This is a genomic window from Emticicia agri, assembly GCF_004168285.1.
Taxonomy (GTDB): domain Bacteria; phylum Bacteroidota; class Bacteroidia; order Cytophagales; family Spirosomataceae; genus Emticicia; species Emticicia agri.
In genome coordinates this window covers 265,091-291,554 of sequence record NZ_SEWF01000001.1, presented here as the reverse complement: position 1 = coordinate 291,554, position 26,464 = coordinate 265,091, and the positions used below count along the sequence as shown (strand labels likewise).

Genomic DNA, 26,464 nt, shown 5'->3' with positions numbered 1-26,464 from the left:
TACTCTACCCGAAGATTTTTAATTTATAAACAAAAAGGCTGAATTTTGTAGCGACCAAGCAAACAAAACCAACCTTTTAGAATGAGAAAACTCATTAGGGACGAAATTATAAAGATTTTTGATAAAATACCTCTTGCTAAGAATCTATCAAGGAAAAAATTCATTGGTGATTTTCTGATAGGGATGCTCGAAAGCCGGAAGGTGCAATTTAAAGAAATAGCCTTGCACATTGAGAGTGAAGCTACATTAGAATCAGTTGAACGTAGAATACAGGCATTTTTTAAGGATTATGATTTCGATTACAGGCAAGTATGTCTCTTACTATTAATGTTTTTACCTAAAGGTAAACTTCAATTATCAATAGATAGAACCGAATGGGACTTCGGCATTTATCAATGCAATATTTTGATGATAGTTGCCAAAAATGGTTCAATAGGGATTCCATTGTATTGGGAGTTATTAGATAATAATTCAGGTAATAGTAATTGTAAAGACAGGTGTGACTTATTACAATCAATTGTAGATGTGATAGGTTTGGATAGAATCGGTTTGATAGTTGGAGATAGGGAATTTATTGGTATTCAATGGCTAAAGTATCTAAAAGACAGGCAGATAAACTTCTGTATGAGATTACCTAAAAACCATTTGATAACACTTAAGAATGGGGCTGTTTGTTCAATAAACGACTTATTGTCCCATCAACAGGAGCGTTACTTTGAAACATGTTTGGTCGATGGAATCTGGTGCAATACTATGCTAAAGAAATTAGATAATAAAGACTTTTTGTTTCTGATAGGTAATCTGCCAGCCAAGCAGTTAGGAAATCTTTACCGACATAGGTGGTGTATCGAAGTTCTGTTTCAAACTTTCAAACAAAGGGGCTTTGATTTAGAAACTACTCATATTAAAGGAAACGAAAAACTTAGTAAATTGTTGGTTTTTGTTAGTATTGCTGTAGCTATAGCACTGAAAACAGGTCAATATCTCCATCAAAAAGTAAAGATGATTAAAGTCAAAAAACATGGATATAAAGCTAATAGCTTCTTTAGAAAGGGTTTAGATTATATCAGAGTAAATCTAAAAAGACAAAAACAAAATTTTATAGCTACTTGTCAGATGCTTGTATATGATTTTTTGAGGTGGATTCATTTACAATTCATCTATCACAAGGAATTAACAAAAATCTTCGGGTAGAGTAAGTGAGTGGGTGTGATATAAGAATTAAAGCAAGTATTCCTACTACAGGAGAAGAAACCTTTACACTAGATTACCTGCCAAATTCCATAAATACATTTGAAGATTTGGGCTTAGAAGTAGTGAGTAATTCAGGAATGCCTATTAACAACATGAGTTACTTATGGACAAGACCTGACGGTACTACCTCTACAAACTCACAATTAGTAGTTAACAAAAAAGGCGTCTATAAAGTAAGGCTAACAGTACCTAATTCTACGATAGGCTGTAGTGCAAATACTACTTTGTATGTATCAAATATTGAAAAGGAAATCTGGGCAAAGCAATTAAGCACATCCTACACTGACGCAAGCCCCTCACAGACTCAAACTCAGGTTACTGTAGTTCCGATAGAATATGATGGTTTCATTGATATCAAAATGACTGATGCGAATGGAATTCCTGTTACAAGTCCTAAATATAGGACTTTAATTAGTCGTTTATTAATATACCAACAGGTGAATGGTATTCGGCGATCTCTAAAAATGCATTTATTCCCATCTGAAGAATATATGCAGACTCATATTAAAATATCTCCTGCTGATTTTACGGGACTTGCATTATTTACTGATGCTAAAACCGATAATTTCGTTGGAGGACATAAGTACTTTAATGGAGCTATTACAAAGAATTATGATATTGCCAAAGATCTTCCTTGTGATGAAACGCCAGATGTTGATGTTTCAGATAAAGATGTGTCAGTAACTGATGTTTTATTAAAGAAGAAAAAACCACGGTGGTTGGAAAATCTTTTAGATTTTCTCCAAAAAAACCAAACAGATTGTCCGCATGGTAATGGAAGTAGTAATGGTAGTGGAACAGGTGGTAGTAATAATGGTAGTAGTGCACTTAATCCAAGCGGAGCTGGCAGTGGTTCTGGGGCTCCAACTTATGGTCATGGCGGCGTACATATTCCGCCTGTGATAGATCCTCCTCAGGGTGATTGTCCAAGTGATTTAGCACTCATGAGTGATCTTTTTACCTCCTTGGCCAAAAATGCTCCTCAATCAGGATTAGTTAATTTCAATGCTACAACCAATTTATATGAAATAACCGGAGATTTAGAGTATTTTAAAAGTATCTATTATTTAATTGAGAGTGAATTAAAGAGAATATTCCCTACTAACGCATCTAATTACAACTCTCCAACAGCTCAACAATTTCTGGATGCTTATAATAATTTAGCTGCTTTTTACAACCAAAGTAATAATAATTACACTTTAAGTATGAGCAAACTTATTAGTAATTACACAACTCCAAATTGTTATTATTCTAATGGCACTGAATTGATTGAAACTACTTTAAAACCAAAAATTAATTCAGAAATCACAGAAATAGATAAATTTAAAAATACATTTGGAAATGATTGCGGCTTAGCAGTTTATAACCTACTTAAAGCCAAAATAAGCGCACAAGGTAAAAATATCTCAGATGTATTAGTTCTGAATCAAGATGAGTTTACACTTAGTGAAGTAAATGTACCTGCTCTCTGGAACAGTTTAGGTGGTACTACAGGCACGTCAGATGTTACTCTTTCTACATGTGGTATAAAAGTAAAACTGAGTCTTGGCTTTCTTAAAGCTTCTTTGCAATTTGAAAAGGATAATAATGCTCTTACTATCCAATATGGGATTGTTCCTCCGCCAATAACTGATTGTATCTCACCAACTGGTGGTAGATTAACTGAGAATCCTATTTTTCCTTTTGTGAAAGAATGGATGCTGAATTCATTAACACAAAAAGGAAATTCTATCTCAAGCATGTCAATGGTTGATTGTAGTACATGCTCTCTGACTAATATGGGAGATTGGGGGCCAGAATGGGGAGGGCGTACTTACTGGTTATTTAAAAATAGTACTGGTAACTCCTATTGGATAACCAGAGAAATTGGGACGACCAACTATGCTTATGCTTATGATCCGGATCCTAACTCCAATGCAAATGATCATCTAACTTTTACTTCTTGGATACCTGATTTTGGTGAAGAGTCTACACCTGGAGCTAAGTTCTCTCAGTATACAGCAAATACTTTTGCAGGAACAGTTGGCGTAATTGCAGCAGCACCTTTAATAGTAGGTAGTGTCGGTCCGGCTATTAGTAATATGACTGGAAGCTTAACAATTAGAGGTGTAATAGAAGAAGTAATTACCAATACATTATTTTCACTTGCAACGGAGGATGAATTTAACCCTGCTACTCTAACAAAAGAGTCAGTTGAAGGCTTATTTACTAGTAAGTTAATTGACAAGGTTCCAAGTCTAATAGGAAAGAAATTTCAAATACCGGCAAAAGTATATAGCCAGTTAAAGAATTGGTTGATTGAAAAAGGAAATACAAGCATTAGCTTAGATTGGCTAAAATCAATTAGGGCAAGTGCTAGTAGTTTAACGGATGATGTTTCTAATTTTGCGAATAAAGCATTGGAAAAATTTGACAATCTTTGTTCTGATATCAAAGATAGAGTAACAGTAAAAGGTACAAGTTTAAAACTCTTTGATACTGTAGATGATGTAATGAAAGTGTTTGCAAAAAATAATCCGCTTAAGACTATTAATATTAATGGAAAATTTCTGGCTGAAGTACCTGGTGGTAATAAAAGTGGCCGAGTTAAGGTTTTTCAAGGGGCTACAGAAATTGACATTAGATTATATGCTGAAAGTTTGGCTGGCGGAGGCCTTCCTATGGTGAAAAATGGTGAAATTTGGAGTAAAATAGCTCCTGATGGCACAAAAATCAATCTAAGAAACATCTCTACTTCTGCGGATGCAACTGGAGCAACTTGGACTATTGATTTAATAAATGAGGCAAAATTTGAACCATTAATCAAGGATGCTAAAATAGAAATTAAGTTTAAGCCATGAGAATTTCTGAAAAATCTTACGAATTAATCATAGAAGCACAGCAATTAACTTCTATTGATTCTTTATGGTATTTGACAAAAAAACCGTCGCAATATGAATTGCCCGAGGTTTTTGCAGAAAGTTATGAGAGGAGAATTGAGCTATTTATTCTAATTCTTGAAGCTTTAATTGAAAGGCGTGATATCTGTCTCACTAATAGTAATAGGGTTGAATCAACAGATTCAAGGAATGAGCAACTAAATAAATTCAAAAATGCCTTTCCATCCGAAGTGAGAATGAAAGAAATTGAACATTACTGGTGGTATTTAGATGAGTGCCCTTTTAGGTTAGTTTGGTTGCTTGATGAGGATATCCCAGGGTGGTCTCTGCCTTATAAAGATGGGAAATACTATTATAGAACCTCATAAAAAATATTATATGAACTCAAATAAAATTCTTTCAAGTCTAATAGAGTAATCTATATTAGTTCTTATTCTATTAATTAATACAGTTTAGCATAGTTTTGCTAATGATAAGATTATGAAATTAATACAAAATAATATGCAAAAAATATCAGTATTACTATTAACACTACTCTTCATCAACACCTTACTGGCATGTGGTAAAGTAGATGTATTAGCTAATACAGATGAAGAAGAAAAACCTGTACCGCTAAAAGGTCTGGAAGGCAAACCAAAAACAGTAATCCAACTCACGGCACAGGGCAATAAGATTAGTAGTCAGTTAAATTATAATCAGGAAACCAAAGAGGTTTCAGGCATAAAAATTACTGATTCTCTGGCGCAATCGGAGATAAAAGAAACCTTCACAAGAAATGCCGATGGTAAAATTACAGAAGCAACAATTGAACGTACTGCAAATGGTGTAAAAACACTGGGTAACCGAAAGTATGAGTACGATGCCAACAAGCTATTAGTCCGTACTACTGAGGAGTTCCCAAACCAAAAAATTGTAGAAGATTTTCTGTACAATCAAGATAAGCAGTTGATTAAATATACTCGTAATCAAACCCAGAATAACCGGACAAGTCTTTTACAGAGCATATCCTATAAATGGAAAAATGGAAACGTGTCAGCAGTTGAAGAACGAGGGGTGATGGGTTATGAAGAAACAGATTTTATCTATGGCAGTAATCCGAATAATTTAGGGAAGGTATTCATAGAGCAAATCAAAACCCCTGTGTATCGGCCTGAACAAATCAGTCAAAATCTTCTTACGTTCCAACAAAAACTCTTTGAGGGTACTCGCATGAAATATGAGTATGAGTATAACAGAGATAACCGTTTGGTAACACAAAAAAGTCTTGTCAATGATGCCAAAGTAGCCGAATTGAGAATAGAATATTATTAATCTGCTCTACACAAAATCTTAAAGGGTTTGTATCTGATTATAGGTACAAGCCCTTTTTTATTTCAATTGCATTATCTAAAACCTTTATAATTGTATATTAATTGAATAACAGAAATACGATTAAAAATCTTGGAGAAAACTATAGGAATGTATTTGCGGCAGTTTCTTGGATTCTATTAAGAAAATAAGAAAAAATAATTCTTAGAAAATTCTTTCAGTAACTCACAACTTTATAAAATTTACAAAATTGTTTAAACTATGTTTAAACCAGAAATAAAAACGAGTTATGAAAACTTCATAACACATTGATAGTCAGTTGTCGGAATGACAGGATTTGAACGGCAGCGGCCGACCGTCTGCGACCTCACGCCCCCCAAACGTGCACACTACCAGGCTGTGCTACATCCCGAATTGTTTTTTGAACGCTGCAAAAATACGCTAAAACTCTTTGCTCTCCAAAAGTCAGATAGCAAAATTCTACGCTTAAATAATCCTTAATCGTTCTTCTTCCAGGTCAAGTTGGTACAACTGCTGACGGATGAGTTCTTCATCTATTTTTGAGTCTTTATTGAGCTCGGTCAGGTATTGCCTCTGGCTTTCGAGTACTTCTAAGAAAATAACTTTTGTTTTTTCATTCATCCAGCTATCGTCAGTAGCTTTTGTTCTTTCTTCCCAGTGTTTCAGAAATTTTTCCATACCCACATGACCGTTCAACTCGTTGTCGTATTTATCTTTCAGAAACTGATATACATGCGCTTTCAATCCTCTTTTCATTTCTCGTTTGGTCTCTTCGTCTGATTCTACTGTAAAGACAGTATTGAAAGAACTCATACGTTTGATGAAATAGGGCAGGGTAAGTCCCTGTATGACAAGTGTAAGTAATATAACTACAAAAGTTATAAACAATATCAGGTTTCTATGGGGAAAAGCAAGACCGTTCTCTAAAGTAACCGGAATAGCCAATGCAGCAGCCAACGATACCACACCGCGCATCCCTGTCCAACCGAGTAGTAGAGGAGTTAAAAGACTTGTTCTTCCTCTGAATACCTGTGATGCAATACTCCGACGGAAAAGAATTGTAGCTACCATAGCGGCATAAGAACTAATCATACGAGCGACAATCAGGGTTACAGTAATCAGTAAGCTATAGGTGATTGCAGTGCCTAAAGGCGTGCCTTCCGAGCGGAGCCCTGCTACAATCTCCGGTAGTTCCAGACCAATAATCAGGAATACAAGCCCATTCAGAATAAATATAAAACTTTCCCAGACACTGAATCCCTGAATGCGGCTGGTACTGTTTAGAAAGACTAACCTTTTAGCGGACATGTAAAGCCCGCCAGCTACTACTGCCAGTACACCAGAAGCATGAAACTGTTCAGCTATCCAGTACATAAAATAAGGTTCAATCAAGGTAAGCGCTACATCTGAAGAGGCATCAGTAGGCAGAAACTTATGTAACTGCACAAATAGCCAGCCCAGTATTAAACCTATTCCTGCGCCGCCAATTACCATCCAGACAAAACTCATGGCAGCTTCATGCCATACAAAATGCCCGGTGCCAACGGCTATCATGGCAAAGCGGAATATAATCAATGAAGAAGCGTCATTCAACAGACTTTCGCCTTCTAAAATAGTAGAAGTAGCTCTTGATATTTTGACAAACTTCGTAATAGCTCCCGTACTTACAGCATCAGGCGGAGAAACAATGCCCCCCAATAAAAAGCCCAGTGCGAGCGTAAATCCGGCAAAGTAATGATTGGCAATGAGTGCTACTGAAAAGGCTGTAAAGAATACCACTAAAAAGGCAAAACTTCCGATAATACGCCACCATTTTTTCATTTCCTTAAAAGAAATATCCCAGGCAGCGTCAAACAATAAGGGCGGCAGAAAAATGAAAAAGATAAGGTCAGGATTGATTTTTACCACAGGTAAACCCGGGATAAAACTCACCAATAGTCCTGCTACTACCAATAAGATGGGGTAAGCAATCTTTAATTTAGTGGCCCACATTTCGAGCAGAACCACTGCGGCTACCATAGCCAGTAAAAAGGGTAAAGTGTTATGCATTAAAAGAATATTTTCAGAATTACATCAACACATCATTCACTGCCTGTATGGGCTTCGGAAGGTCTGTTTCTCCTAACATCTGCAACAGGTCAATCTCTATGGTGCGGCATATCGAGAGCATGGGTACATCTGTTCCGAAACCCTCAAAAGGATTTTCAGAATAGTCGCCGATCAGCTCCATGACTACATAAATCCAACCTACTAATGTACCAAACGGAATCATTAACCACACACCTGCCTCGCCCAGTTTGGCAAATTCAGCAACAATGCCTAAAGGCAGCAAGAAAATAAAAATACAGTTAAAAATAAAACTCAGATTGGCATACTGCCGTGGCAATGGAAACCTCTTGATGCGCTCGGCTCTACCCTGATGGTCGTAAAAATCACCTAATACTTTCTGCATATCCAGTTGTTTACGCATGTGCAAGCAATCTTTCTCTTCGAGGTCTGCCAGTAATAGCGATTGCAGGCGGATGATTTGCGTAGCCTTATTGGCGGCAGATTCCCATTGCCCGGCCTCAGCAAAGTATTTTTTCTTCTGGTTTTCGGTCAGATAATCTTTAAATAGCCCTAAACCTCCCTTTTGTATTCGCTGAACGGCTATTCTTCTGAAAAGATGATTCAGGCTAACGTGTTCCCAGGGAGTAGGTACCAGCAATTGCTCTCTCAGAATATAGAGCCAGGCAATGTGGCGATAAATCAATCGGGTTTTAATGTGCCTGATTTCATTATCAGGTAACTGATTGTTTCTGACAAAGGCATCAACCATAGCACCCCAGCTTCGGCTACTGTTCACAATAGCTCCCCATATTTTGCGGGCCTCCCAGATTCTGTCGTACGACTGGTTATTCTTGAAGCCTACATAAAAGGCTACGGCTGTACCAATGAGTGATACAGGCAACCAAGGGATAGAAATCCAACGCCAGCCTATAACCTTATACAATAAAGACACAATAAGCATATAGCTAATGAGCCACCAGAGATGATGTCCGGCAAATTCTAATATGCCTTTAAGGGTAATGTTTTTTCTTACAATCATTCTCTTGAAATCGTATTATTTTAGGAGCATCAAAACTCTAAACGTTGTTTGTCTTTTAATAACTCCGCTTGCAAGGTGGCATAAGGTAGTGCCTGTGGCGTAACTTTGCTATTAATAGCCAATACTGCTGCCGTTGCTGCCGATTGCCCTAAAATCATAAATACAGGCTCCATGCGGATAGACCCAAAGGCAATATGCGAACTTGATACACACACAGGTACTAACAGATTAGTACATTCATTGGCTTTGGGTAGGATAGACCCATAGGCAATGGAGTAAGGCTTATCAGGGTGTACTCCAATATCGCCTTCGTTCTGTACATACCCATCCTGTTTGACATATCTTTGGATATTGTGCGAATCTAAAGAATATGAACCCATACCTACCGAGTTAGGAACTTTGGTTTTGCCTAAAGCATCTGCTTCTTTCATCACAAATTCGCCAACCATACGTCGGGCTTCACGAATATACAACTGGTGTGGCCAACCGCCATTGTCTTTAAATTCGTCTTTAGGTAAGCCCCATTGTTGCATTTTCTCATGCACATCTGCCGGTATACTCGGGTCATTCTGCAAGAAGTACATCAGTCCTTTCTGGTATAACTCATGTTCTTTAATAATCTGCTTCCGGCGCTCATAGCTGGCTTCAGGATAATCATAGTTTTTGCCTATATAATCGGTACTGAAAGGCCCATGATTATTGGTGTCGGTTTTCCGGTTCGGAATCGGGTCGTATTTATCGAAAGTTTCTCTCCAGCCAGATGCAAATACCCTTGCTAATAGCTCGTAGCGGGCAGGGTCATACCCTTGTGGTTTGGCAAACGGAACCCGATTTTCAGGACTATTACTCAGACACATTCTGAAACAATAGGCCTGTATTTTATCATCGCCCGAACCATACGCTCCCGGAGGGGCTGATGACACTTCAGGAAGCAGGCCGCTTTTAGGGTCGCCAGGTATTTTATAAGGGCTTACTTTACTTTTAAAATAATGCCCATGTTGAAAAACCTCTGTTTGCACACCATTCCATTTTTCACCATATACACTGTTTGCTTCACGCCCTACGTGGTAAGATACGCCTGCGGCTGCCATCAGGTCTCCCTCATAGGTAGCATCAATAAACATTTGCCCTTCATAGGTATTGCCACTTAACGTGCGGAACGAACGGATATTAGTACCTTGTTTGGTTACACCTTTTTTTGAACGGTCAAGCCATTCGTTTCTATAAATGGTTAGTTGGTATTCTTTCACAAAGTCTTCAAAAACCTGCTCGGCAGCATGGGGTTCAAATATCCACATCGTTCGGTTGTTACCATCAATGGCAGGTGTTCCCTGTCCTTTATTGCCATATTCTTCTCTTTTCTGCCATTGCCACGATTCGGGTTTCTGGTAATGTGTGTACAGGCGTTGGTAAAACTCACGCGATAAACCACCAATTACTTCCTTATTACCCGTATCAGTAAAACCCAAACCGCCTGAGGATAGTCCGCCTAAATGTGTATCAGGTGATACGACAATAACAGACTTACCCATTTTTTTTACCTGCACAGCTGCAATTACTGCTGAGGAAGTTCCGCCATAAATAATTACATCGGCTTTGTATGTTCTGGCACTTTTTGTTTTAGTAGAGGTATAACCCGGAAAAATAATCATGGCTATTATAAGCCAGATAAAGAGTGAGACTTTTTTCATAGAGGTTGGATATATTGTAAATAGACGGATTGTGAATAAGTTGGTAATTTATTAAATAAATTGTGAAATTTTTAAGAAACAGGCATTATTCCTCTACTTAATTCATTAAAAAAGCAGTTATACTGTCTGAAAGTATAACTGCTACATCCATATTTATACAAAAAATAGTCTTTTTTACTTAACAGCTTTCAGGCTCAAATCCAGACTTTTGGCAGAATGGGTCAGATAACCTAATGAAACATAATCAACACCACATTCGGCATATTGTCTTACGTTGGCTGGTGAAATACCACCAGAGGCTTCAATAGGGTAACTGCCATTGACCATTTTTACGGCTTGTCTGATATCAGCATAGCTGAAATTATCAACCATGATTCTTACTATACCTCCTATGTCCAACACTTCCCGTAATTCATGGAGGTTTCTTACTTCAATCTCAATATCCAGCTTTCTATTAGTGGTTTTCAGGTAATTATGTGCTGCATCTAACGCATTTTTAATACCTCCGGCATAATCTACATGATTGTCTTTTATCAGAATCATATCAAACAAACCAAAGCGATGATTTACCCCTCCGCCAATCTGTACGCCCCATTTTTCCAACATTCTGAAACCGGGTGTGGTTTTACGGGTATCCAATACTTTGGTTTTTGTTCCTTCTAATAGTTTCACTACCTGATTGGTGGTAGTAGCAATGCCGCTCATGCGTTGCATACAGTTAAGTACCAGACGCTCGGCCGTAAGAATAGAGCGGTCTCTGCCTTCAACAAAGAAAGCTACATCGCCAAATTTAATGGGTGCGCCATCTTTGATAAGAACTTTTACTTTTAAATCTTTATCAACAGCTTTGAAAATCATTTTGGCTAATTCAACACCTGCCAGTATGCCATTATCTTTTACTAATAGCCTTGCCTTGCCCATTGCCTCAGCAGGGATAGTCGATAAAGAAGTATGGTCGCCATCGCCTACATCTTCGGCAAGGGCATTCTTAATAAACTTGTTAATCGCTCTTTTGTCTATCTCCATATTCGTAAGCCCAAAGGGCGTTTTTTTATTATGCTTGCGACTCTCCGATAATTCTTAGCCCTTCTAAGGTCAGTTCACGATTTACCTCTACAAATTCGCCATGAAGTGTAGAGATAATAGATGAGAGGCCTCCGGTAGCAATGGCTATACAATCACCCTCTAATTCTGCTCGTACCTTCTGAATCATATTTTTTACTAAACCCTCGTACCCCCATAAAATACCTGCCTGAATGGCATGTACTGTATTTTTACCTAATACAGAAGTAGGTAATTCGAGTGGCACATCAGGTAATTGAGCCGTGTTGGCAAATAACGCTTTTACGGCTGTTTTTAAACCCGGTGCTATAGATACGCCTAATATTTTACCTGTGCCTGATACTACCGTAAAAGTGAGCGCAGTGCCAAAATCAACTACTACACAATTGCGTTTGTATTTGGTAAAAGCAGCTACTGCATTGGCTATCAAATCGCTACCAATTTCATTCGGATTATCAATTGAAATTTCAATAGATGGAAAAATATAGGCATTAACAATGATAGGCTCAATGCCGAAAATATTGTTAATCAGTAGCTTAAAGATAGGCGTGAGGGGAGGAACTACACTGCTCAGTACAACTTTGGTGATGTCAGAAAACCGCAGGTTGTTTTCTAAAAAATACTGTCGGAAGCTATATTCAAAAAAGACATAGTTCTCGTCTTTCAGCGACTTGATTCTGAACTGATGCGTCAGCGTTTTGTCTTCAAAAATTCCGAAACCTGCATCGGTATTACCGACATCTATCACTAATAAATTATTCAAGAGTCTAATATTAAGTTTGGATGCCAAAGTTTGCAAAATCTTATCAATCTCTCAAAACTTTTGGTAAGAAATAATCCTAAACAACTTCAATATTAAAAAGGCTGTTCATTAATCCTCCATGGCGGATTCTTCCGATTATCTCCGGCATGATAAATAATCAGCAGATGATTATCTAAATCTTTTATGCGGGCTTCACGCCATAGCCAGGGTTTGTCAGCAGGTAGTTCTTCTATCACAAAGCCTCTTCTTAATAATTCGCTGATTTTATCATCTACATCCTCAACCTCAAAATAAATCCATACTCCCGTATCAGCAGGCATATTTTCAGCATGATGGATAGAGAATGTACTCTCTCCATTGATACATTCAAAACGGGCATAATGCACGTCTTTCACAATCAATTTTAGTCCTAATTTTTCATAGAATTCAATAGATTGCTCGATATTACTTACAGGGATGGTTATCTGATTTAAGTTCATGTGAATACTTATATATTTTTCCTCTTCAAAAAAACAAATCCATTCTTTTCTTCAATCAATTCCAGATTCGGATGATTTTTATACTCTTCGTATCTATCAATCCGTGTAACAAAAAATACGGGTTTATCTACCTGTCCGTTGAGCAGCCATTGTCCAAATTCTTCCTGTGTCATATTGGCTGTTGAGGCCGGAGCAGTATTGGGTTGTTTCTGAAAATAGAACAAATGCGCATAACTTTTAAAACCAATTACGCTTACATATACATCTTGTCCTTGCTTTGATTCATAGAAGTCAATAGCGGCGCCCTGGGTATAGCGCTCAATTTTAGGAACAACCGTTGCCCCAAACATAAAAAGGCAAATAGCTGTTGCCAGCGTAAAACTGCTGATAAATACCCATTTTCGTTCTTCCGTATTTTTTTTTTCTGAAAATTAAAGCCAAAAGTACTATAAAATACGTAAGTCCTATCAAAGGTTCAAAGCCGCTCCATTGTACAACCGCGCTCAGGTTTTTTACCGCAAACGGGTCTTTTATATAAGGGATAAGTTTTGCTGTATTCATTCCTGCCAAAGGTACAGCTACCAATACGAGCGATAAAATAAAGCCTATAGTGATTAAGCCCCATGTGAGCCATTGGTTCCATGATTTTTTCCCACTTAACCAATCATATAAAAAACTGGCTGCCATAAAGGAAAGCGGAAAGTAAGCCATTGAAGAATAATGGACGATTTTTGTGGTAACAATGCTGAAAAGAATCATAACTACCCAGAAAGTAATTTTCATCCATTTCCCGAACCCTTCCTGTCTGGAAGCCAGCGCAGGAATGCCGAAAACTGACATGGGAAAGCAACCCAGCAGTACTACCACAAAATGGTAATAAAAAGGTTGTCCATGCCCGGCGTCAGGTGTGCTGAATAAGCGTATCTGGTATTGAATAAATTCTTTCATAAGCCAAAACCCATTGTTTATCAGTTCGTTAGCAAACCACAAGGAAGCAACGGCAATGCAGGCAACCGAAAAAAACAGTATTTGTTTAAATGTAAAAAGTTTAGTAAATTTGTTATAAAGTATCCAATATGAAATTGCTGTCAATCCCCATATCAGCCCGCCAACCGGGCCTTTTGTAAGAATTGATAGGCCAATGAATATACCGGATAGTACTATGTATTTTGGCTTGGCTTGTGCCTTAAAGGAGAAGTAAATCCCGAGGAAAATAAATAGATTAAATGTCGGGTCAATGATTCCGGATTTAAAATATAGATGGGGAGTGAAAGAACCTAAATAGAGTAATGCCCATATCAGACCAAAGTTTGCATTCCGGATACTTTTACCAATTAAAAAGATAACCCAAAGAGTAATACAACCAATGAAGGCATTTGAGAAGCGTGCTGCGAACTCATTTATGCCCAATACTTGCATTGCTCCTGCCTGCATCCAGAAGAAAAGCGGAGGCTTTTCCCAGAAAGGCTTATAATCAATCTGAACTTTGCTGTAGTTTCCGGTAAGAACCATTTCTCTGGCTGATTCAGCGAAATTAATTTCGTCCCAGTCAAACAAATGAACGTTTCCTAAAAAAGGGAAGAAAAAAACAACTCCTAAAGCTAAGACAATAAGTGGGTAATATTTTTGCTGAATTTGAATACGCATTCAAAGAAGGATATTTTTTTGCCAAAGGTATAAATAAAAAGCAAAAGAGTATAGTCTCTTATTCACACTAAACCATAAAACAAGTAAAGACACAATGAACGAAAATACTTTAATTGTTAAATGTTAGATGCAGTATGTTATTGTCGCGGGAAATAGAAAACAATTTGTTAAGGATACAAGAAACAATTAACAAGCATTATCCGAATCAGGTTGAGATAGATTATGAAAAATACCTTGAACAAACAGGCGTTTTTTCCTTATTTAATCAAAATCAGGGTGCGATGTCAATAATTTTTGATATTAAACGTTGTAAAATAGTAAATATTAGTAAAAATATTACTACATTTGCAGGCTATAACAGGAAAGAGTTTGGTGAAAACCTGACTTTGAGTTTAATTTCCTTATTAACTCCTGAGCATATTTCACTTATCAGTGTTTTTGCTACCTGGATACAGAAGGTTCTGAAACATCTGCCGAAAACGTTTAGAGTTGAACACTTTCTTAACTGTTGGGGAGTAAAGCTCTATCATAAGTCTGGAGAGACCATGAAGTGCCACCTGAGTGTGCTACCATTAGAGTCTGACACAGAAGGCAAACCATTATTATTTTTTATCTCCATTCAGAACATTACTCATTTAATGAAAGGAGACGATTACTGGATAAGAGGTGTGTTTGGTAAAGATGAAAAGAAAATTTTTGTCTATCATTCAAATGAAGACAAGACGGTAGAGCAGGAGATATTATCTGAAAGAGAAAAAGAAGTTCTGAAATATATTATACAAGGTCTGAATACGAAGCAAATTGCTGAGATTTTAGATATTAGTCCAAATACAGTAGATAATCACCGCAGGAATATGCTTGCCAGAACCGGTACCCGTGATACTACAGCATTGATTCATTTATGCAAAATGATGGCAATTGTTTAAAATATTTCATTTTACAAGATATTTAATATTTAGTAAGTGCTTAATAATAAGCGATTTGTAAAATATTTTCGGTTCAATAGTCATTACGACTATTGTTATATCCGCAAATTATTAGGAAATCGCACACTTAACTAAAAAACTCACTTTTTTAGTCACAGCAAAAGTTGTTTTGGGTTCATCGGGGGACAGATTTTGCCCCCTTTGCCTTTTTTAGGGGGTGTACCCACAAAAAAAACGCAAACAATATGCTTGCGTTTCTCTTCTTAAAGTCATTTGCCCTTACTTGTATAAATCAGGAAATTCTTTCGGACGTGCCTCGTGCATCATTTTATACACTGCATCAAAAATTGTTTCTGCACTTGGTTTCGAGAAATAATCACCATCGGCTGCATAGGCAGGTCGGTGAGCCTGAGCAGCTATTGCTTTAGGGGCAGAGTCTAACCAGCGGTAAGCCTGCTGTATATCCAATACTTGTTGCATCATAAAAGCCGAAGCACCACCCGGTACATCTTCATCAGCAAAAATCACCCGGTTGGTTTTTTTGATTGACTCAACAATGCTATGATTAATATCAAAAGGCAGCAACGACTGTACATCTATGACTTCTGCATGAATGCCTACTTGTGTTAACTGATTAGCGGCTTCCATCACAATTCTGCACATAGAGCCGTAAGTAACTATGGTTATATCTTCTCCTTTTTTCAGCGTTTCGGGTACACCTAATGGTACACAGATTTCTGAAAGATTTTTAGGCATTTTTTCTTTGATACGATACCCGTTCAGACACTCAATAATCAGGGCAGGGTCATCGCCTTTCAGGATAGTGTTATAGAATCCGGCTGCCTGTACAAAATTGCGTGGTACCAGCACATGGATTCCACGTAGAGACCCTAACATGGCTGACATCGGAGATCCCGAGTGCCAGATACCCTCCAGACGGTGTCCACGGGTACGGATAATCAACGGTGCTAACTGACCACCTACTGTGCGGTAACGAAGCGAAGCAAGGTCATCAGTTAAAGTCGCCAAGGCATAATAGATATAATCGAAATACTGAATCTCTACAATCGGACGTAAACCCCGCATAGCAGCGCCGATGCCTTGCCCGATAATGGTAGTCTCACGGATGCCGGCATCAGTTACGCGTATTTCTCCATATTTTTCCTGTAATCCGGCAAAACCCTGGTTTACATCACCTATTTTACCCACGTCTTCTCCAAGTGCAAATACTCTTGGGTCACGGCTAAGTAACAGATCAAAATAATGGTTGATAATTTCGTGTCCGCTCAGGTCTGTACTACGCTCATCATATTCGGGAGCAATGCCCTTTACATACATGGGCGAGGTAGGATATTCGCTTAAAAGATGTGTGTTGAATCTGTCTTTGTTCTCAGCAGCTACTTTTTCAAGCCAGGAAATGATTTCCTTTTTGGCCAAACCTGCTTCCTGACGCATCATAACCAATGCTTTTTTTACAAGGCAGATAATCTCTCTTCGAACAGCGTTTTCGGTATGCTCTAATTCTTCTCTAAGTTTGGCTATAGCAGTAGCATGTTTACTTTCGGTAGCTGCCTTTTTTAATAATTGTATAGCTGTTTCTATATCAGGTCTGATGGATTCTCTATAAGCTGTCCAGGCTGCATTACGTGATTTTTTGGCAGTATCTTTGGCTTTGGTTTCAACCTCTTTTATCTCTTCTTCGGTAGCATAGCCATTTGATAAAATCCATTCTTTCAGATGTAGATTACAATCAAATTCGTGTTCAAAATCTAATCGTTTTTTTGATTTATAACGCTCGTGCGAACCCGATGTTGAGTGTCCCAATTGTTGGGTTACTTCTATTACATGTACCAAAACCGGAACATGCTGGTCGCGGGCATAGCGTGCTGCCTGCTGATACGCCTCTATTAATTCGGTATAGTTCCAGGCACGGGCTACAATAATTTCGATGCCATTTGAGCCATTTTTTCGCTGAAATCCGGCTAAGGCTTCTGAAATACTGCTTTTGGTAGTCTGGTACTCGATTGGTACCGAAATACCATAGCCGTCGTCCCATACCGAGAAAATGACAGGTATCTGCAAGACCCCGGCGGCATTAATCGATTCAAAAAACATACCCTGCGAGGTAGAGGCATCGCCAATAGTGGCAAAGCAAACCTCGTTTCCGTTTCTTGAAAATTTAGTAAGATATTGCAGGTCAGGATTTTCTCTGAACAGTTTGGAAGCATAAGCCAGCCCGATAGAACGTGGCATTTGCCCTGCGGTAGAAGACACATCGCTGACAGTATTGTATAATTCAGTCTGGTTAAGCCATTCACCCTTATCATCAATCCATCTGTTTCCATAGTGTGCATTCATCGAACGCCCTGCTGAAAAAGGGTCATGATTAATATCGGGATGGGCATATAATTGAGCGAAGAATTGTTGCCAGTTAAGGCCACCAACAGCAGCTAAGAATGTTTGGTCTCGGTAATAGCCTGACCGGAAATCACCTTTTCTGAATACCTTCGACATGGCTATCTGAGCCAGTTCTTTGCCGTCGCCGAATACCCCAAAATTAGCCCGACCCATAAACACATCTTTTCGGCCAATCATGCTCACCTCACGGCTTTCGCAGGCAATGCGGTAATCATTTAAAACTTCTTCTTTAGTTAATAAAACATCTGTTGAGGTAATTAGGTCTGATGCTCCAGTCATGCTTTCAATTTTGAATGGTTAAAATAAGAAGGCGAATCCATACAAAAAATTGTAATATACCTTACTCAACTAATAAAACTGAGATTAGTTGTCATACTAACTAATTATGATGTAAAGTTAAAGAAAATATTTCTTTTTCAAAAAAAACCAGCAATGAAAGAGCTTGTTTAGCTATTATGATTCGACCTACAAAGGTATCTGTGCGACGTTTGCTTTTTCAGATAGACCATATTTAAACAAGCACTAAAGAGTTTTGTTAATGAGTTGTTAAATATTTGGTATATATATAGTATTTAGTATTTATTTGCGTTAGAAATAAGCTTTACTAATAAAACAGAATTTATTTTTAACTTTAAATTACTTAAATCTAATGAAAAAATTATTTTCAACAATTGCGGTGGTTTTTGCATTTGTAGCGGCAGTACAAGCTCAAGGATCATTAAAATTCAACAAAGAAGTACATGATTTCGGTAAAGTAGCCGAAGGTCCATTAGCAACTTACAGCTTCGAAGTTACAAATACAGGCACTGCTCCGGTTGTTATCTCAAACGCTGCTGCATCTTGTGGCTGTACTACACCAGAATGGTCTAAAGACCCAATCATGCCAGGTGCTAAAAGTACTATCAAAGTAGGTTATAACACATCTGGTCGTCCGGGTGCATTTACAAAAACAATTACTGTTACAAGCAATGCTGAAAACGCAACAGTAATCTTAACAATCAAAGGCGAAGTAACTGCTCCATCAGCAGCACCTTCTAATGCTCCTGCTTCGGCACCAAACGGAAAGAAAAAAGCATAATTTCTTAAGAATATATTCTTTACCTCAGGAAGCCATCTGCTCGCAAGCAGGTGGCTTCTTTGCGTTCAGGTCTTTATATCAAATAAATTTTTCAATTACATTTCTACAGGACTTGCCTAAATGAAAAAAAATATCGAATATCGAATTGGGAACTGTTTTGCCAAAATAAGAGATTGTTTGCTCATACTTTCACCGAATGAATTCGGTGTCTAAAGTAAAAAAGGTTTTTTCTCTGTATATGCGGACTTAAGCGACCGACGCCCGGTCCGTATATTATTGCAAATATTCCTTTGTTATCTTAAACGGCGAATTCCATTCGCTGTCATACTTGGATTAAGCAGTTCTCCGTAATTCAATAAAACTAAATCATAAACTAAAGCCCAATCCTTATGAATTTTCTTTGTATTTGTACGTATTATAAAGGAGTAGAATTTCTGAAGGCTTGTAAAGCCGAAGGGAATACCGTTTATCTATTAACCAATAAAAAGTTAGAAAGTAAGGCCTGGCCGTGGGAGTCGATAGATGAGACATTTTATTTAGAAAACATCGATAATACTTTCGATACTTACAGCAATATCATCAAAGGACTGGCACATCTGATGCGTGCCAAGAAAATAGACCGTATTGTAGCATTAGATGATTTTGATGTAGAAAAAGCCGCCTTGGCACGGGAGCATTTCAGAATACCTGGTATGGGGCAGACAACCGCCCGCTATTTCCGTGATAAACTGGCTATGCGTGTGCAGGCTTTGTCGGCAGGTATCAATGTGCCTCCATTCAGTCCGCTTTTTCATGATGTTGATATTACTGAGTATCTGAATACTACTGCTGCACCATGGGTGATTAAACCTCGTTCGGAAGCCTCGGCCGCAGGTATTAAAAAAGTACATAGTTTTCAGGAAGCCTGGGATACTATTCATAGTTTAGGCGAAGAGCGGCATAACTATCTGATAGAACAGTTTAAACCCGGAGATGTGTACCATATAGATGCACTTACTGTTGGCGGGAAAGTGATTTTTTCGAGATGCAGCCAATACCTCAATACTCCGTTTGAAGTTGCGCATGGCGGAGGAATTTTCCGTTCAGTTACGGTAGAACATGAGTCAAAAGATGAGAAGGCACTGAAAAAACTGAACGAGCAGGTAATGAAAGCGTTTGGTATGAAATTCAGTGCTTCGCATACCGAAGCCATTAAATGCCATGAAGATGGAAAATTTTATTTCTTGGAAACTGCTTCGAGGGTAGGAGGAGCCAATCTAGCCGAAATGGTAGAATACTCATCAGGAATTAATCTATGGCGGGAGTGGGCAAAAATAGAAACAGCCATTGCCACAGGCGGAACCTACGAATTACCTCCGGTTGATGATTATTATTCGGGTATTATCATCTCCTTATCATCGCACCAATGGCCTGATTATGCCCCATTTAATGACCCCGAAATAGTCTGGAAAATGAATGAAGAGTATCATGTAGGTTTAATCGTTCGCTCAAAAAAACGTGAAAGAGTAATGGAACTTATGGAAAAATACGCCATTATGATTCGTGATTTAGGTTATCATGCATCTGCCCCTGCACCCGACAAACCTGTACATTAACAATAGTACAGAATGTTCATCTATCTGTACTATTTGTAAAGTACAGAACCATCTATAATTCAAACCTGACATGACTACACAAGAAATAATAGACTACGTAAATTCACATCCATCTGGCAAAGTGAAGCTGGCTGTTGCCGACATTGACGGTATTTTAAGAGGTAAATATATCAGTAAACAAAAATTCCAGTCAGTAATTGAAGGAGATTTAGGCTTTTGTGATGTGGTATTGGGGTGGGATATGGCCGATATCTGCTACGATAATACAGATTTTACAGGCTGGCATTCAGGCTATCCTGATGCCAAAGTCAAACTGGATTTATCGACTTTCCGTAAAATTCCGTGGGAGAATGATATTCCGTTTTTCTTAGGCGAGTTTATAGAAGAGGCCGCCGAAATATGCCCCAGAAATGTATTAAAACGTATAATAGAACAAACAGAAAAAGCAGGTTTTAAACCTTTTTTCTCGCAGGAATTTGAATGGTTTAACTTTGAAGAAACGCCTGTTTCGGCCAACGCCAAAGGCTTCCAGAACCTTACCCCTTTGACACCGGGTATGTTTGGTTATTCGATTCTGAGAAGTACTTTGAAAAACGATTATATGACAGCCTTATTCGAGCATCTGTCTAAGTTTGATGTACCGTTGGAAGGTTTACACACAGAAACAGGTCCCGGTGTTTATGAAGCCGCCATTACCTATTCTGATGTTTTAACAGCTGCCGACAGGGCCTTACTTTTTAAAACTTCAGTCAAAGAAATTGCCTACCAGCAAGGTATCATGGCTACCTTTATGGCAAAAATCAACGAAAATCTACCCGGTTGTAGTGGGCATGTGCACCAAAGTCTTTGGGATACAGCTGCTAAAACCAATCTCTTTTATGACGAAAAAACGCCTGACCATATCAGCGAACTGATGCAGAGCTATATGGCAGGACAATTGTATTGCCTGCCCCATATACTCCCGATGATTGCCCCAACCATTAATAGCTATAAGCGTCTGGTAGAGGGTGCATGGGCACCAACTACACTGACCTGGGCAGTTGATAACCGTACGGTGGCTTTGCGAGCCTTACCTATCAGTAAAAAATCCTGTCGTTTAGAGACCCGTGTAGTGGGTTCTGATACCAATCCTTATCTGGCTTTGGCCGCTTGTTTAGCAGCAGGTTTATATGGTATCCGTAAAAACTTAAAACTGAATCAACCTGCTACGGTTGGTAATGGCTATAGAGATATAAGCAATGGGGTACTACCAAGAAACCTGGATGAAGCCACCAATACCATGAAAAACTCTGCTATAGCAAAAGAGCTTTTTGGCGAAAAATTCGTTGCCCATTTCACCCAGACCCGTGACTGGGAATGGCGGCAATATGCCAAAGTAGTAACCGACTGGGAGTTAAAAAGGTATTTTGAGATTGTTTAACCAAGCCCCTGCATGATTATATTCGTTGTTTTTTTAGCTATTGTTTTCATTATTCTGTCTTCAACCCTATTCAAATTACATCCCTTGGTTGGCTTACTACTGGCAGCTTTAGGAGTAGGGATTTTTGCAGGACTTCCGATTGATAAATTAGCTGATACCATTGGCAAAGGCTTTGGCGAACTGATGTCAAAAATTGGCCTGATGGTAATTTTAGGCTGTGTGATAGGGGCTATATTAGATAAATCGGGAGCGGCCATAAAAGTAGCAGATATTATCTTAAAACTTTTTGGCGAAAAATATCCGTCGTTTGCCATGTCGGTAATCGGGGCTATTGTAGGTATCCCTGTTTTCTGCGATTCGGGTTTTATCATCCTGGCAAAACTCAACAAAATTGTAGCGAAGAAAACGAATAGGCCTTTAGGTACTATTGCCATAGCTTTATCAGGCGGACTTTTTGCCACGCATACTTTAGTGCCTCCCACGCCCGGCCCATTATCTGCCGCAGGTAATCTGAACCTGTCTCATGGCATTGGCCTGGTTATTTTGGTAGGCCTGGTAGTTTCTATTCCAAGTTTGTTTCTGTCAACCTGGTTTGCACAAAAATACGCCAGAAATTTAGCCATTGCAGAAGACGCTGCAGAAAATTGGGGCGAAACCCATCATCAGACACTTCCGTCTGGCTGGAAGGCTTTTATGCCTATTCTGTTGCCCATTTTGCTGATTACGGTTGCTTCTTTTGCTAAAATTCTGGCGTTAAACGAAACCCTTACCAAATGGCTTGGCTTCTTTGGCAGTCCTTTAGTGTCATTTCTGATAGCTATATTTTTCTCATACAATCTATTTCCTGAAAAACCTTTTGAGAAAATCTTTGCCTGTTTCAAAAGTGGCATAGAGCATTGTGGTACCACTCTGGTATTAGTAGGCGCAGGTGGAGCTTTTGGGGCAATATTAAAAGAAACACCATTAAAAGATATGGTAAGCAACTGGCTGGTGGCTAACCAGACATCAGGCATTGTATTTTTGTTAATTGCTTTTCTGGTAGCAGCGTTTTTCAAAACTGCACAGGGGTCAACCACCACTTCAATGGTGCTTACCTCTGGTATTTTAGCTCCTTTGCTTGTTTCAATGGGCTTTTCAGAACCATTGGATTTAACACTTCTGGTAATGGCTATAGGTAGCGGTGCCATGACAGTCTCTCATACCAATGATGCCTGGTTCTGGGTAGTCTCTCAGTTTACAGGCCTCACACAAGGTGATGCCTATCGAACACATACGATTCTCACGGGTTTGCAGGGTGTGGTAAGTATTATTACGGTATGCCTGATTTATCTGCTATTTCATCTCTGATAAATGTTTCATCTGACCGGGGCGTAACTAAAAGCCCTGAAAATTTGTTATGCTGATGATATGATAAACAGACCATACAATGGAAGAAGTAAGCAAATTAGATAAAATTATTGATGCGAGAATGAAATTGAAAGCTCGCTTTGAGGAGAAAATGAAAAATACTCCATCGGTAGCAGATGACCGTCCGATGGGAAAAGGTGCTATAAACAGGCATGGAATGCCGCAATTACCTGTCGGTCAAACTGTTACTCAGAAATGGCCTGTATTAGATTTGGGCTATCATCCAAGTATTACACTCGACCGCTGGCGATTAACAGTTGATGGCGATGTGGAAAATCCGGTGGTATTAACCTGGAAAGATTTTATGGATTTACCACAGGTAGAAGATACCAGCGATTTCCACTGCGTAACGACCTGGTCTAAAATGGATATGGTATGGAAGGGTGTACGATTAATTGATATTGCCGCATTGGTACAACCCAAAGAAACCGCCACACATATCATGTGCTATGGGTATGATACTTATTCTACCAATGTATCAATGGAAGAGGCGCTGAAACCTGATGTATTACTGGCACATACGGTGTATAATGAACCCTTGGCAAAAGAACATGGTGGCCCTGTGCGAATGATAACCCCGCAATTATATGCCTGGAAAGGCTCCAAATGGATAAAAAGAATACAATTTATGCCCAAAAATAAATTAGGTTTCTGGGAAGAAAGAGGGTATTCTGATACGGCTTATCCGTGGAGAAATGATAGGTACAGTTAGTTTGGTTTTAGGAATTGAGCCATAAAAAAGGAGTCACATAAAGCTATGCGACTCCTTTGCGTTTCTAACCTTTATGAATCTATCATTTATTCTTTATCTGATGGAAGGGTTACTCTTTTTACAGTACCATCTTCTCCTTGTGTAACCATTACAAATACAACACCTTTTTGTTTACCGATATTAATCTGGCCTACATAATCTCCGGTAAAATCTTTGATTTCGTCTTTAGCTACAACATTGCCTTTCAAGTCCATTACTTTAATGGATACATCGCCTTTTTCATGGCTACTGAAACGAATGTTCAATATATCAGTTTTAGGGTTATTCGGATAAACACTTAATCCACGAACAGTTTTACTTGAAGAAGAACCATCTAAAGCAAAAACATCATTCAACCCACGGAAATCAAACTGCATATCTTTACCTAACTGATGAAGATTATTATTCAGATCTTTCATATCTAAATTAAAATCTTTCATGTCAAGGTCTAAGTTGAAATCTTCTTCAAAATGGTCATTATCACCATCACGACGATATACTCTTACACGTGGTTTGTCTCTGATAACAATGTCATCATCATCATGGCGGAATTCAAAATGTTCATTGGTATTGCCATTTCTTCCACGGCTATAGGCTCTTACACGAGGTCTTTCAGTATTGTAATTATAACTGAAATGGTCGCCATTATCATTACGCAATTCTCTTTCATGCTCATCACCCGTAAAACTTTCCACTTCTACCTTAGTACCACGTGCTTTGTCTTTGTTTTTAGCCATCACAGAATCCTGATAATTCTGAATCAGGTTTTCTCTTTGCTTGTCAGTTAATCCTGTAACGTCAAAACTCTTTTCATGTACTTTGGTTTTACCATCAATATCCTGCTCAATTCTGATACGGGTGGTGCTTTTTTTCTCTTTCTTGTCTTGTGCAAACGTAGCGAAAGAGGTAAATGCAAATAAAGCCAGTAGGCTTGCTTTCAGAGACTTACTAAATGTAGCTTTCATAATTGTATTTATTTTGTAAAACTTTAAAACAAAAGACTTTTCCTGTTGGTATATTGTTGCACAAACTTAGTAAACAGTATGGTTTTCCGGCTGTTAAAGTTTCTTAAAATTTGTTAATAGGAGCGTATTGAACATTGTTATTCTGACCGAAAATAACAGATTTTTTAGATAGACAAGCGGACGTCGCACGGGCACATTTTTCAGATGTAGCCATCGGACTGCCGAAGCGGCAGCTACATCGAAAAAATGTAACGCAGTATAGCTAAAAAAGATGGACTTTGCAGGTCGAATCATAATGTTTAATTATGCTCCCATCTCCTGTAACTGCCTTAAATACAGTTGAATAGTATTCTCTAAGCCATAATATAAGGCATCGCATATCAAAGCATGGCCGATAGAGACCTCCAGAAGGTTCGGAATAAGCTGTTTAAAATAAGCTAAGTTTTCAAGACTTAAGTCATGACCTGCATTCACACCCAGCCCTACCTGTTCGGCTACCTTGGCAGCTTTTGCATAATCTCTGATGGCTTCTTCTTTATTTTCAGGGTACAAATGCGCATAACGCTCGGTATATAGCTCAATTCGGTCGGTGCCTGTTTCGGCAGCACCTTCTACCATACGTTCAATGGGGTCAACAAAAATAGATACTCTGATACCTGCACTTTTGAAAGTAGCAACCAGTTCTTTCAAACGTTCACGATGAGTAATGGTATCCCAACCTGCATTAGAGGTAATGGCATTCAGTGCATCGGGTACCAGCGTAACCTGTGTAGGTTTATTGGCTAATACCAAATCAATAAATTTAGCCTCGGTCGGATTTCCCTCAATATTAAACTCTGTAGTAACTATCTTTTTTAAATCATAAACGTCCTGATAGCGGATATGGCGTTCGTCGGGACGAGGATGAACTGTGATACCTTGCGCACCAAATTGTTCGCAATCAATAGCAGTTTTCACAACGTTAGGCATATTTCCCCCACGAGAATTTCTTAAAGTTGCTATTTTATTGATATTTACTGATAATTTTGTCATATCTTTTATTGGAGAAAGGAGTAAGGAGAATGGAAAAAGCAAGTCCCTTTTGATTTATAACTATTTCCTGTCTCTGATGAGTTCCCAAATTTTGGGACTAAAATAATATTTTTCTGATTTCTGCGAACACGTCGAAACGATTCTATTCAATCAGTTGTTCAGAAGAAATTGGATATAATCTATCTAATGTATAATAAACTACCAACAAAATGGCATTAAAAACAGAAATTGACGCACAAATTAAGGCAGCAATGCTTGCTCGTGACTCAGTAAGGCTAACAGCTTTGCGAGACATTAAAAAAGTAATTTTATTAGAAGAAACCAAAGAGGGAAAAACAGGTGAGTTAACACCAGATGAAGAACTAAAGTTACTGACAAAAGCTGCCAAACAAAGAAGAGAATCAGCCGATATTTATCGCACACAAAATCGTCCTGATTTATTGGATAAAGAATTAGCAGAATTGGCTATTATAGAAGAGTTTCTGCCTAAGCAATTGTCAGAAGACGAACTGAAAACAAAATTACAGGAGATTATTGCCCGTGTAGGTGCCTCAGGCCCGTCAGACATGGGTAAAGTAATGGGAGCAGCTTCGAAAGAACTGGCAGGTCTGGCCGATGGGAAAGCTATTTCTGCTACTGTAAAATCACTTTTAGCATAATATTATTTCTTATACTTTGTA

22 protein-coding genes and 1 tRNA gene are annotated in these 26,464 nt (G+C 38.5%); 11 read left to right on the top strand and 12 right to left on the bottom strand.

Translation table 11 applies throughout. The features are described from left to right. Nucleotides 1–81: 81 nt before the first annotated feature. From EWM59_RS01140 to EWM59_RS01125, 4 genes are all read left to right on the top strand, one after another. Complete coding sequence (locus EWM59_RS01140; RefSeq protein WP_130019099.1) at nucleotides 82–1,194, top strand: IS4 family transposase; 1,113 nt, start codon at nucleotides 82–84, stop codon at nucleotides 1,192–1,194. Nucleotides 1,195–1,199: 5 nt separating this feature from the next. After that, nucleotides 1,200–4,094: a PKD domain-containing protein gene (locus EWM59_RS01135; RefSeq protein WP_165372077.1), complete on the top strand. Its 2,895-nt coding sequence runs from the start codon at nucleotides 1,200–1,202 to the stop codon at nucleotides 4,092–4,094. Next, the gene (locus tag EWM59_RS01130; protein ID WP_130019097.1) at nucleotides 4,091–4,501 is read left to right on the top strand and encodes a DUF596 domain-containing protein; all 411 of its coding nucleotides are present in this window, start codon (nucleotides 4,091–4,093) and stop codon (nucleotides 4,499–4,501) included. The genes EWM59_RS01135 and EWM59_RS01130 overlap by 4 nt, the downstream gene beginning before the upstream one ends. Before the next feature lie 133 nt (nucleotides 4,502–4,634). Continuing rightward, nucleotides 4,635–5,444: a hypothetical protein gene (locus EWM59_RS01125; RefSeq protein WP_130019096.1), complete on the top strand. Its 810-nt coding sequence runs from the start codon at nucleotides 4,635–4,637 to the stop codon at nucleotides 5,442–5,444. A 319-nt stretch (nucleotides 5,445–5,763) separates the two neighbouring features. Here EWM59_RS01125 and EWM59_RS01120 read toward each other — a convergent pair. The 9 genes from EWM59_RS01120 to EWM59_RS01085 form a co-directional block, all read right to left on the bottom strand. Then, a tRNA-Pro gene (locus EWM59_RS01120) sits at nucleotides 5,764–5,853 on the bottom strand. A 74-nt stretch (nucleotides 5,854–5,927) separates the two neighbouring features. Then, the gene (locus tag EWM59_RS01115) at nucleotides 5,928–7,511 is read right to left on the bottom strand and encodes a Na+/H+ antiporter (protein ID WP_130019095.1); all 1,584 of its coding nucleotides are present in this window, start codon (nucleotides 7,509–7,511) and stop codon (nucleotides 5,928–5,930) included. Between the two features lie 19 nt (nucleotides 7,512–7,530). Next, nucleotides 7,531–8,550: a bestrophin family protein gene (locus EWM59_RS01110; RefSeq protein ID WP_130019094.1), complete on the bottom strand. Its 1,020-nt coding sequence runs from the start codon at nucleotides 8,548–8,550 to the stop codon at nucleotides 7,531–7,533. Nucleotides 8,551–8,579: 29 nt separating this feature from the next. After that, a complete protein-coding gene (locus EWM59_RS01105; protein WP_229239251.1) occupies nucleotides 8,580–10,202 on the bottom strand; it encodes an FAD-dependent oxidoreductase in 1,623 nt (540 codons plus the stop codon). Between the two features lie 213 nt (nucleotides 10,203–10,415). Further along, on the bottom strand, nucleotides 10,416–11,267 hold the full coding sequence (gene nadC, locus EWM59_RS01100) for a carboxylating nicotinate-nucleotide diphosphorylase (RefSeq protein WP_130019092.1): 852 nt from the start codon (nucleotides 11,265–11,267) through the stop codon (nucleotides 10,416–10,418). Nucleotides 11,268–11,295: 28 nt separating this feature from the next. Next, nucleotides 11,296–12,066 (bottom strand): type III pantothenate kinase, encoded by a 771-nt coding sequence (locus tag EWM59_RS01095; RefSeq protein WP_165372076.1) that lies wholly within the window; start codon nucleotides 12,064–12,066, stop codon nucleotides 11,296–11,298. A gap of 92 nt (nucleotides 12,067–12,158) precedes the next feature. Next, nucleotides 12,159–12,545 carry a VOC family protein gene (locus tag EWM59_RS01090; RefSeq protein WP_130019090.1) on the bottom strand — a complete coding sequence of 129 codons (387 nt, stop codon included), beginning with the start codon at nucleotides 12,543–12,545 and terminating at the stop codon, nucleotides 12,159–12,161. An 8-nt stretch (nucleotides 12,546–12,553) separates the two neighbouring features. After that, nucleotides 12,554–12,895 carry a hypothetical protein gene (locus EWM59_RS28315; protein WP_229239250.1) on the bottom strand — a complete coding sequence of 114 codons (342 nt, stop codon included), beginning with the start codon at nucleotides 12,893–12,895 and terminating at the stop codon, nucleotides 12,554–12,556. After that, complete coding sequence (locus EWM59_RS01085; protein WP_229239249.1) at nucleotides 12,870–14,192, bottom strand: ArnT family glycosyltransferase; 1,323 nt, start codon at nucleotides 14,190–14,192, stop codon at nucleotides 12,870–12,872. The genes EWM59_RS28315 and EWM59_RS01085 overlap by 26 nt, the downstream gene beginning before the upstream one ends. A gap of 164 nt (nucleotides 14,193–14,356) precedes the next feature. Between EWM59_RS01085 and EWM59_RS01080 the strand changes: the two genes are divergently transcribed. Then, nucleotides 14,357–15,118, top strand: a complete 762-nt coding sequence (locus tag EWM59_RS01080) for a response regulator transcription factor (protein ID WP_165372075.1) — start codon at nucleotides 14,357–14,359, stop codon at nucleotides 15,116–15,118. Between the two features lie 279 nt (nucleotides 15,119–15,397). Here EWM59_RS01080 and EWM59_RS01075 read toward each other — a convergent pair whose 3' ends face one another. Further along, nucleotides 15,398–17,815 (bottom strand): alpha-ketoacid dehydrogenase subunit alpha/beta, encoded by a 2,418-nt coding sequence (locus tag EWM59_RS01075; protein ID WP_130019088.1) that lies wholly within the window; start codon nucleotides 17,813–17,815, stop codon nucleotides 15,398–15,400. Between the two features lie 370 nt (nucleotides 17,816–18,185). Here EWM59_RS01075 and EWM59_RS01070 point away from each other — a divergent pair, with 370 nt between their 5' ends. The 5 genes from EWM59_RS01070 (at nucleotide 18,186) to EWM59_RS01050 (ending at nucleotide 23,748) form a co-directional block, all read left to right on the top strand. Continuing rightward, nucleotides 18,186–18,614 carry a DUF1573 domain-containing protein gene (locus EWM59_RS01070; RefSeq protein WP_130019087.1) on the top strand — a complete coding sequence of 143 codons (429 nt, stop codon included), beginning with the start codon at nucleotides 18,186–18,188 and terminating at the stop codon, nucleotides 18,612–18,614. A 389-nt stretch (nucleotides 18,615–19,003) separates the two neighbouring features. Then, nucleotides 19,004–20,209, top strand: a complete 1,206-nt coding sequence (locus EWM59_RS01065; protein WP_130019086.1) for an ATP-grasp domain-containing protein — start codon at nucleotides 19,004–19,006, stop codon at nucleotides 20,207–20,209. A 70-nt stretch (nucleotides 20,210–20,279) separates the two neighbouring features. Next, nucleotides 20,280–21,629: a glutamine synthetase family protein gene (locus EWM59_RS01060; RefSeq protein WP_130019085.1), complete on the top strand. Its 1,350-nt coding sequence runs from the start codon at nucleotides 20,280–20,282 to the stop codon at nucleotides 21,627–21,629. Between the two features lie 12 nt (nucleotides 21,630–21,641). Then, a complete protein-coding gene (locus tag EWM59_RS01055) occupies nucleotides 21,642–22,976 on the top strand; it encodes a GntP family permease (protein WP_130019084.1) in 1,335 nt (444 codons plus the stop codon). Between the two features lie 79 nt (nucleotides 22,977–23,055). Then, on the top strand, nucleotides 23,056–23,748 hold the full coding sequence (locus EWM59_RS01050; protein ID WP_130019083.1) for a molybdopterin-dependent oxidoreductase: 693 nt from the start codon (nucleotides 23,056–23,058) through the stop codon (nucleotides 23,746–23,748). A gap of 86 nt (nucleotides 23,749–23,834) precedes the next feature. Here EWM59_RS01050 and EWM59_RS01045 read toward each other — a convergent pair whose 3' ends face one another. Both EWM59_RS01045 and EWM59_RS01040 read right to left on the bottom strand, forming a co-directional pair. Continuing rightward, the gene (locus tag EWM59_RS01045; RefSeq protein ID WP_229239248.1) at nucleotides 23,835–24,752 is read right to left on the bottom strand and encodes a T9SS type A sorting domain-containing protein; all 918 of its coding nucleotides are present in this window, start codon (nucleotides 24,750–24,752) and stop codon (nucleotides 23,835–23,837) included. Between the two features lie 303 nt (nucleotides 24,753–25,055). Continuing rightward, complete coding sequence (locus EWM59_RS01040; RefSeq protein ID WP_130019082.1) at nucleotides 25,056–25,784, bottom strand: pyridoxine 5'-phosphate synthase; 729 nt, start codon at nucleotides 25,782–25,784, stop codon at nucleotides 25,056–25,058. 209 nt (nucleotides 25,785–25,993) lie between these two features. Here EWM59_RS01040 and EWM59_RS01035 point away from each other — a divergent pair, with 209 nt between their 5' ends. Then, on the top strand, nucleotides 25,994–26,443 hold the full coding sequence (locus EWM59_RS01035; protein WP_130019081.1) for a GatB/YqeY domain-containing protein: 450 nt from the start codon (nucleotides 25,994–25,996) through the stop codon (nucleotides 26,441–26,443). Nucleotides 26,444–26,464: the final 21 nt, after the last annotated feature.

Bases quoted from the DNA above. Each gene is read 5' to 3' on its own strand.
- nadC (WP_130019092.1), bottom strand. From the start codon at position 11,267: ATGGAGATAGACAAAAGAGCGATTAACAAGTTTATTAAGAATGCCCTT.
- EWM59_RS28315 (WP_229239250.1), bottom strand. From the start codon at position 12,895: ATGTTTGGGGCAACGGTTGTTCCTAAAATTGAGCGCTATACCCAGGGC.
- EWM59_RS01130 (WP_130019097.1), top strand. From the start codon at position 4,091: ATGAGAATTTCTGAAAAATCTTACGAATTAATCATAGAAGCACAGCAA.
- EWM59_RS01065 (WP_130019086.1), top strand. From the start codon at position 19,004: ATGAATTTTCTTTGTATTTGTACGTATTATAAAGGAGTAGAATTTCTG.
- EWM59_RS01125 (WP_130019096.1), top strand. From the start codon at position 4,635: ATGCAAAAAATATCAGTATTACTATTAACACTACTCTTCATCAACACC.
- EWM59_RS01090 (WP_130019090.1), bottom strand. From the start codon at position 12,545: ATGAACTTAAATCAGATAACCATCCCTGTAAGTAATATCGAGCAATCT.
- EWM59_RS01115 (WP_130019095.1), bottom strand. From the start codon at position 7,511: ATGCATAACACTTTACCCTTTTTACTGGCTATGGTAGCCGCAGTGGTT.
- EWM59_RS01035 (WP_130019081.1), top strand. From the start codon at position 25,994: ATGGCATTAAAAACAGAAATTGACGCACAAATTAAGGCAGCAATGCTT.
- EWM59_RS01040 (WP_130019082.1), bottom strand. From the start codon at position 25,784: ATGACAAAATTATCAGTAAATATCAATAAAATAGCAACTTTAAGAAAT.
- EWM59_RS01070 (WP_130019087.1), top strand. From the start codon at position 18,186: ATGAAAAAATTATTTTCAACAATTGCGGTGGTTTTTGCATTTGTAGCG.
- EWM59_RS01060 (WP_130019085.1), top strand. From the start codon at position 20,280: ATGACTACACAAGAAATAATAGACTACGTAAATTCACATCCATCTGGC.
- EWM59_RS01050 (WP_130019083.1), top strand. From the start codon at position 23,056: ATGGAAGAAGTAAGCAAATTAGATAAAATTATTGATGCGAGAATGAAA.
- EWM59_RS01105 (WP_229239251.1), bottom strand. From the start codon at position 10,202: ATGATTATTTTTCCGGGTTATACCTCTACTAAAACAAAAAGTGCCAGA.
- EWM59_RS01075 (WP_130019088.1), bottom strand. From the start codon at position 17,815: ATGACTGGAGCATCAGACCTAATTACCTCAACAGATGTTTTATTAACT.
- EWM59_RS01085 (WP_229239249.1), bottom strand. From the start codon at position 14,192: ATGCGTATTCAAATTCAGCAAAAATATTACCCACTTATTGTCTTAGCT.
- EWM59_RS01055 (WP_130019084.1), top strand. From the start codon at position 21,642: ATGATTATATTCGTTGTTTTTTTAGCTATTGTTTTCATTATTCTGTCT.
- EWM59_RS01045 (WP_229239248.1), bottom strand. From the start codon at position 24,752: ATGAAAGCTACATTTAGTAAGTCTCTGAAAGCAAGCCTACTGGCTTTA.
- EWM59_RS01140 (WP_130019099.1), top strand. From the start codon at position 82: ATGAGAAAACTCATTAGGGACGAAATTATAAAGATTTTTGATAAAATA.
- EWM59_RS01110 (WP_130019094.1), bottom strand. From the start codon at position 8,550: ATGATTGTAAGAAAAAACATTACCCTTAAAGGCATATTAGAATTTGCC.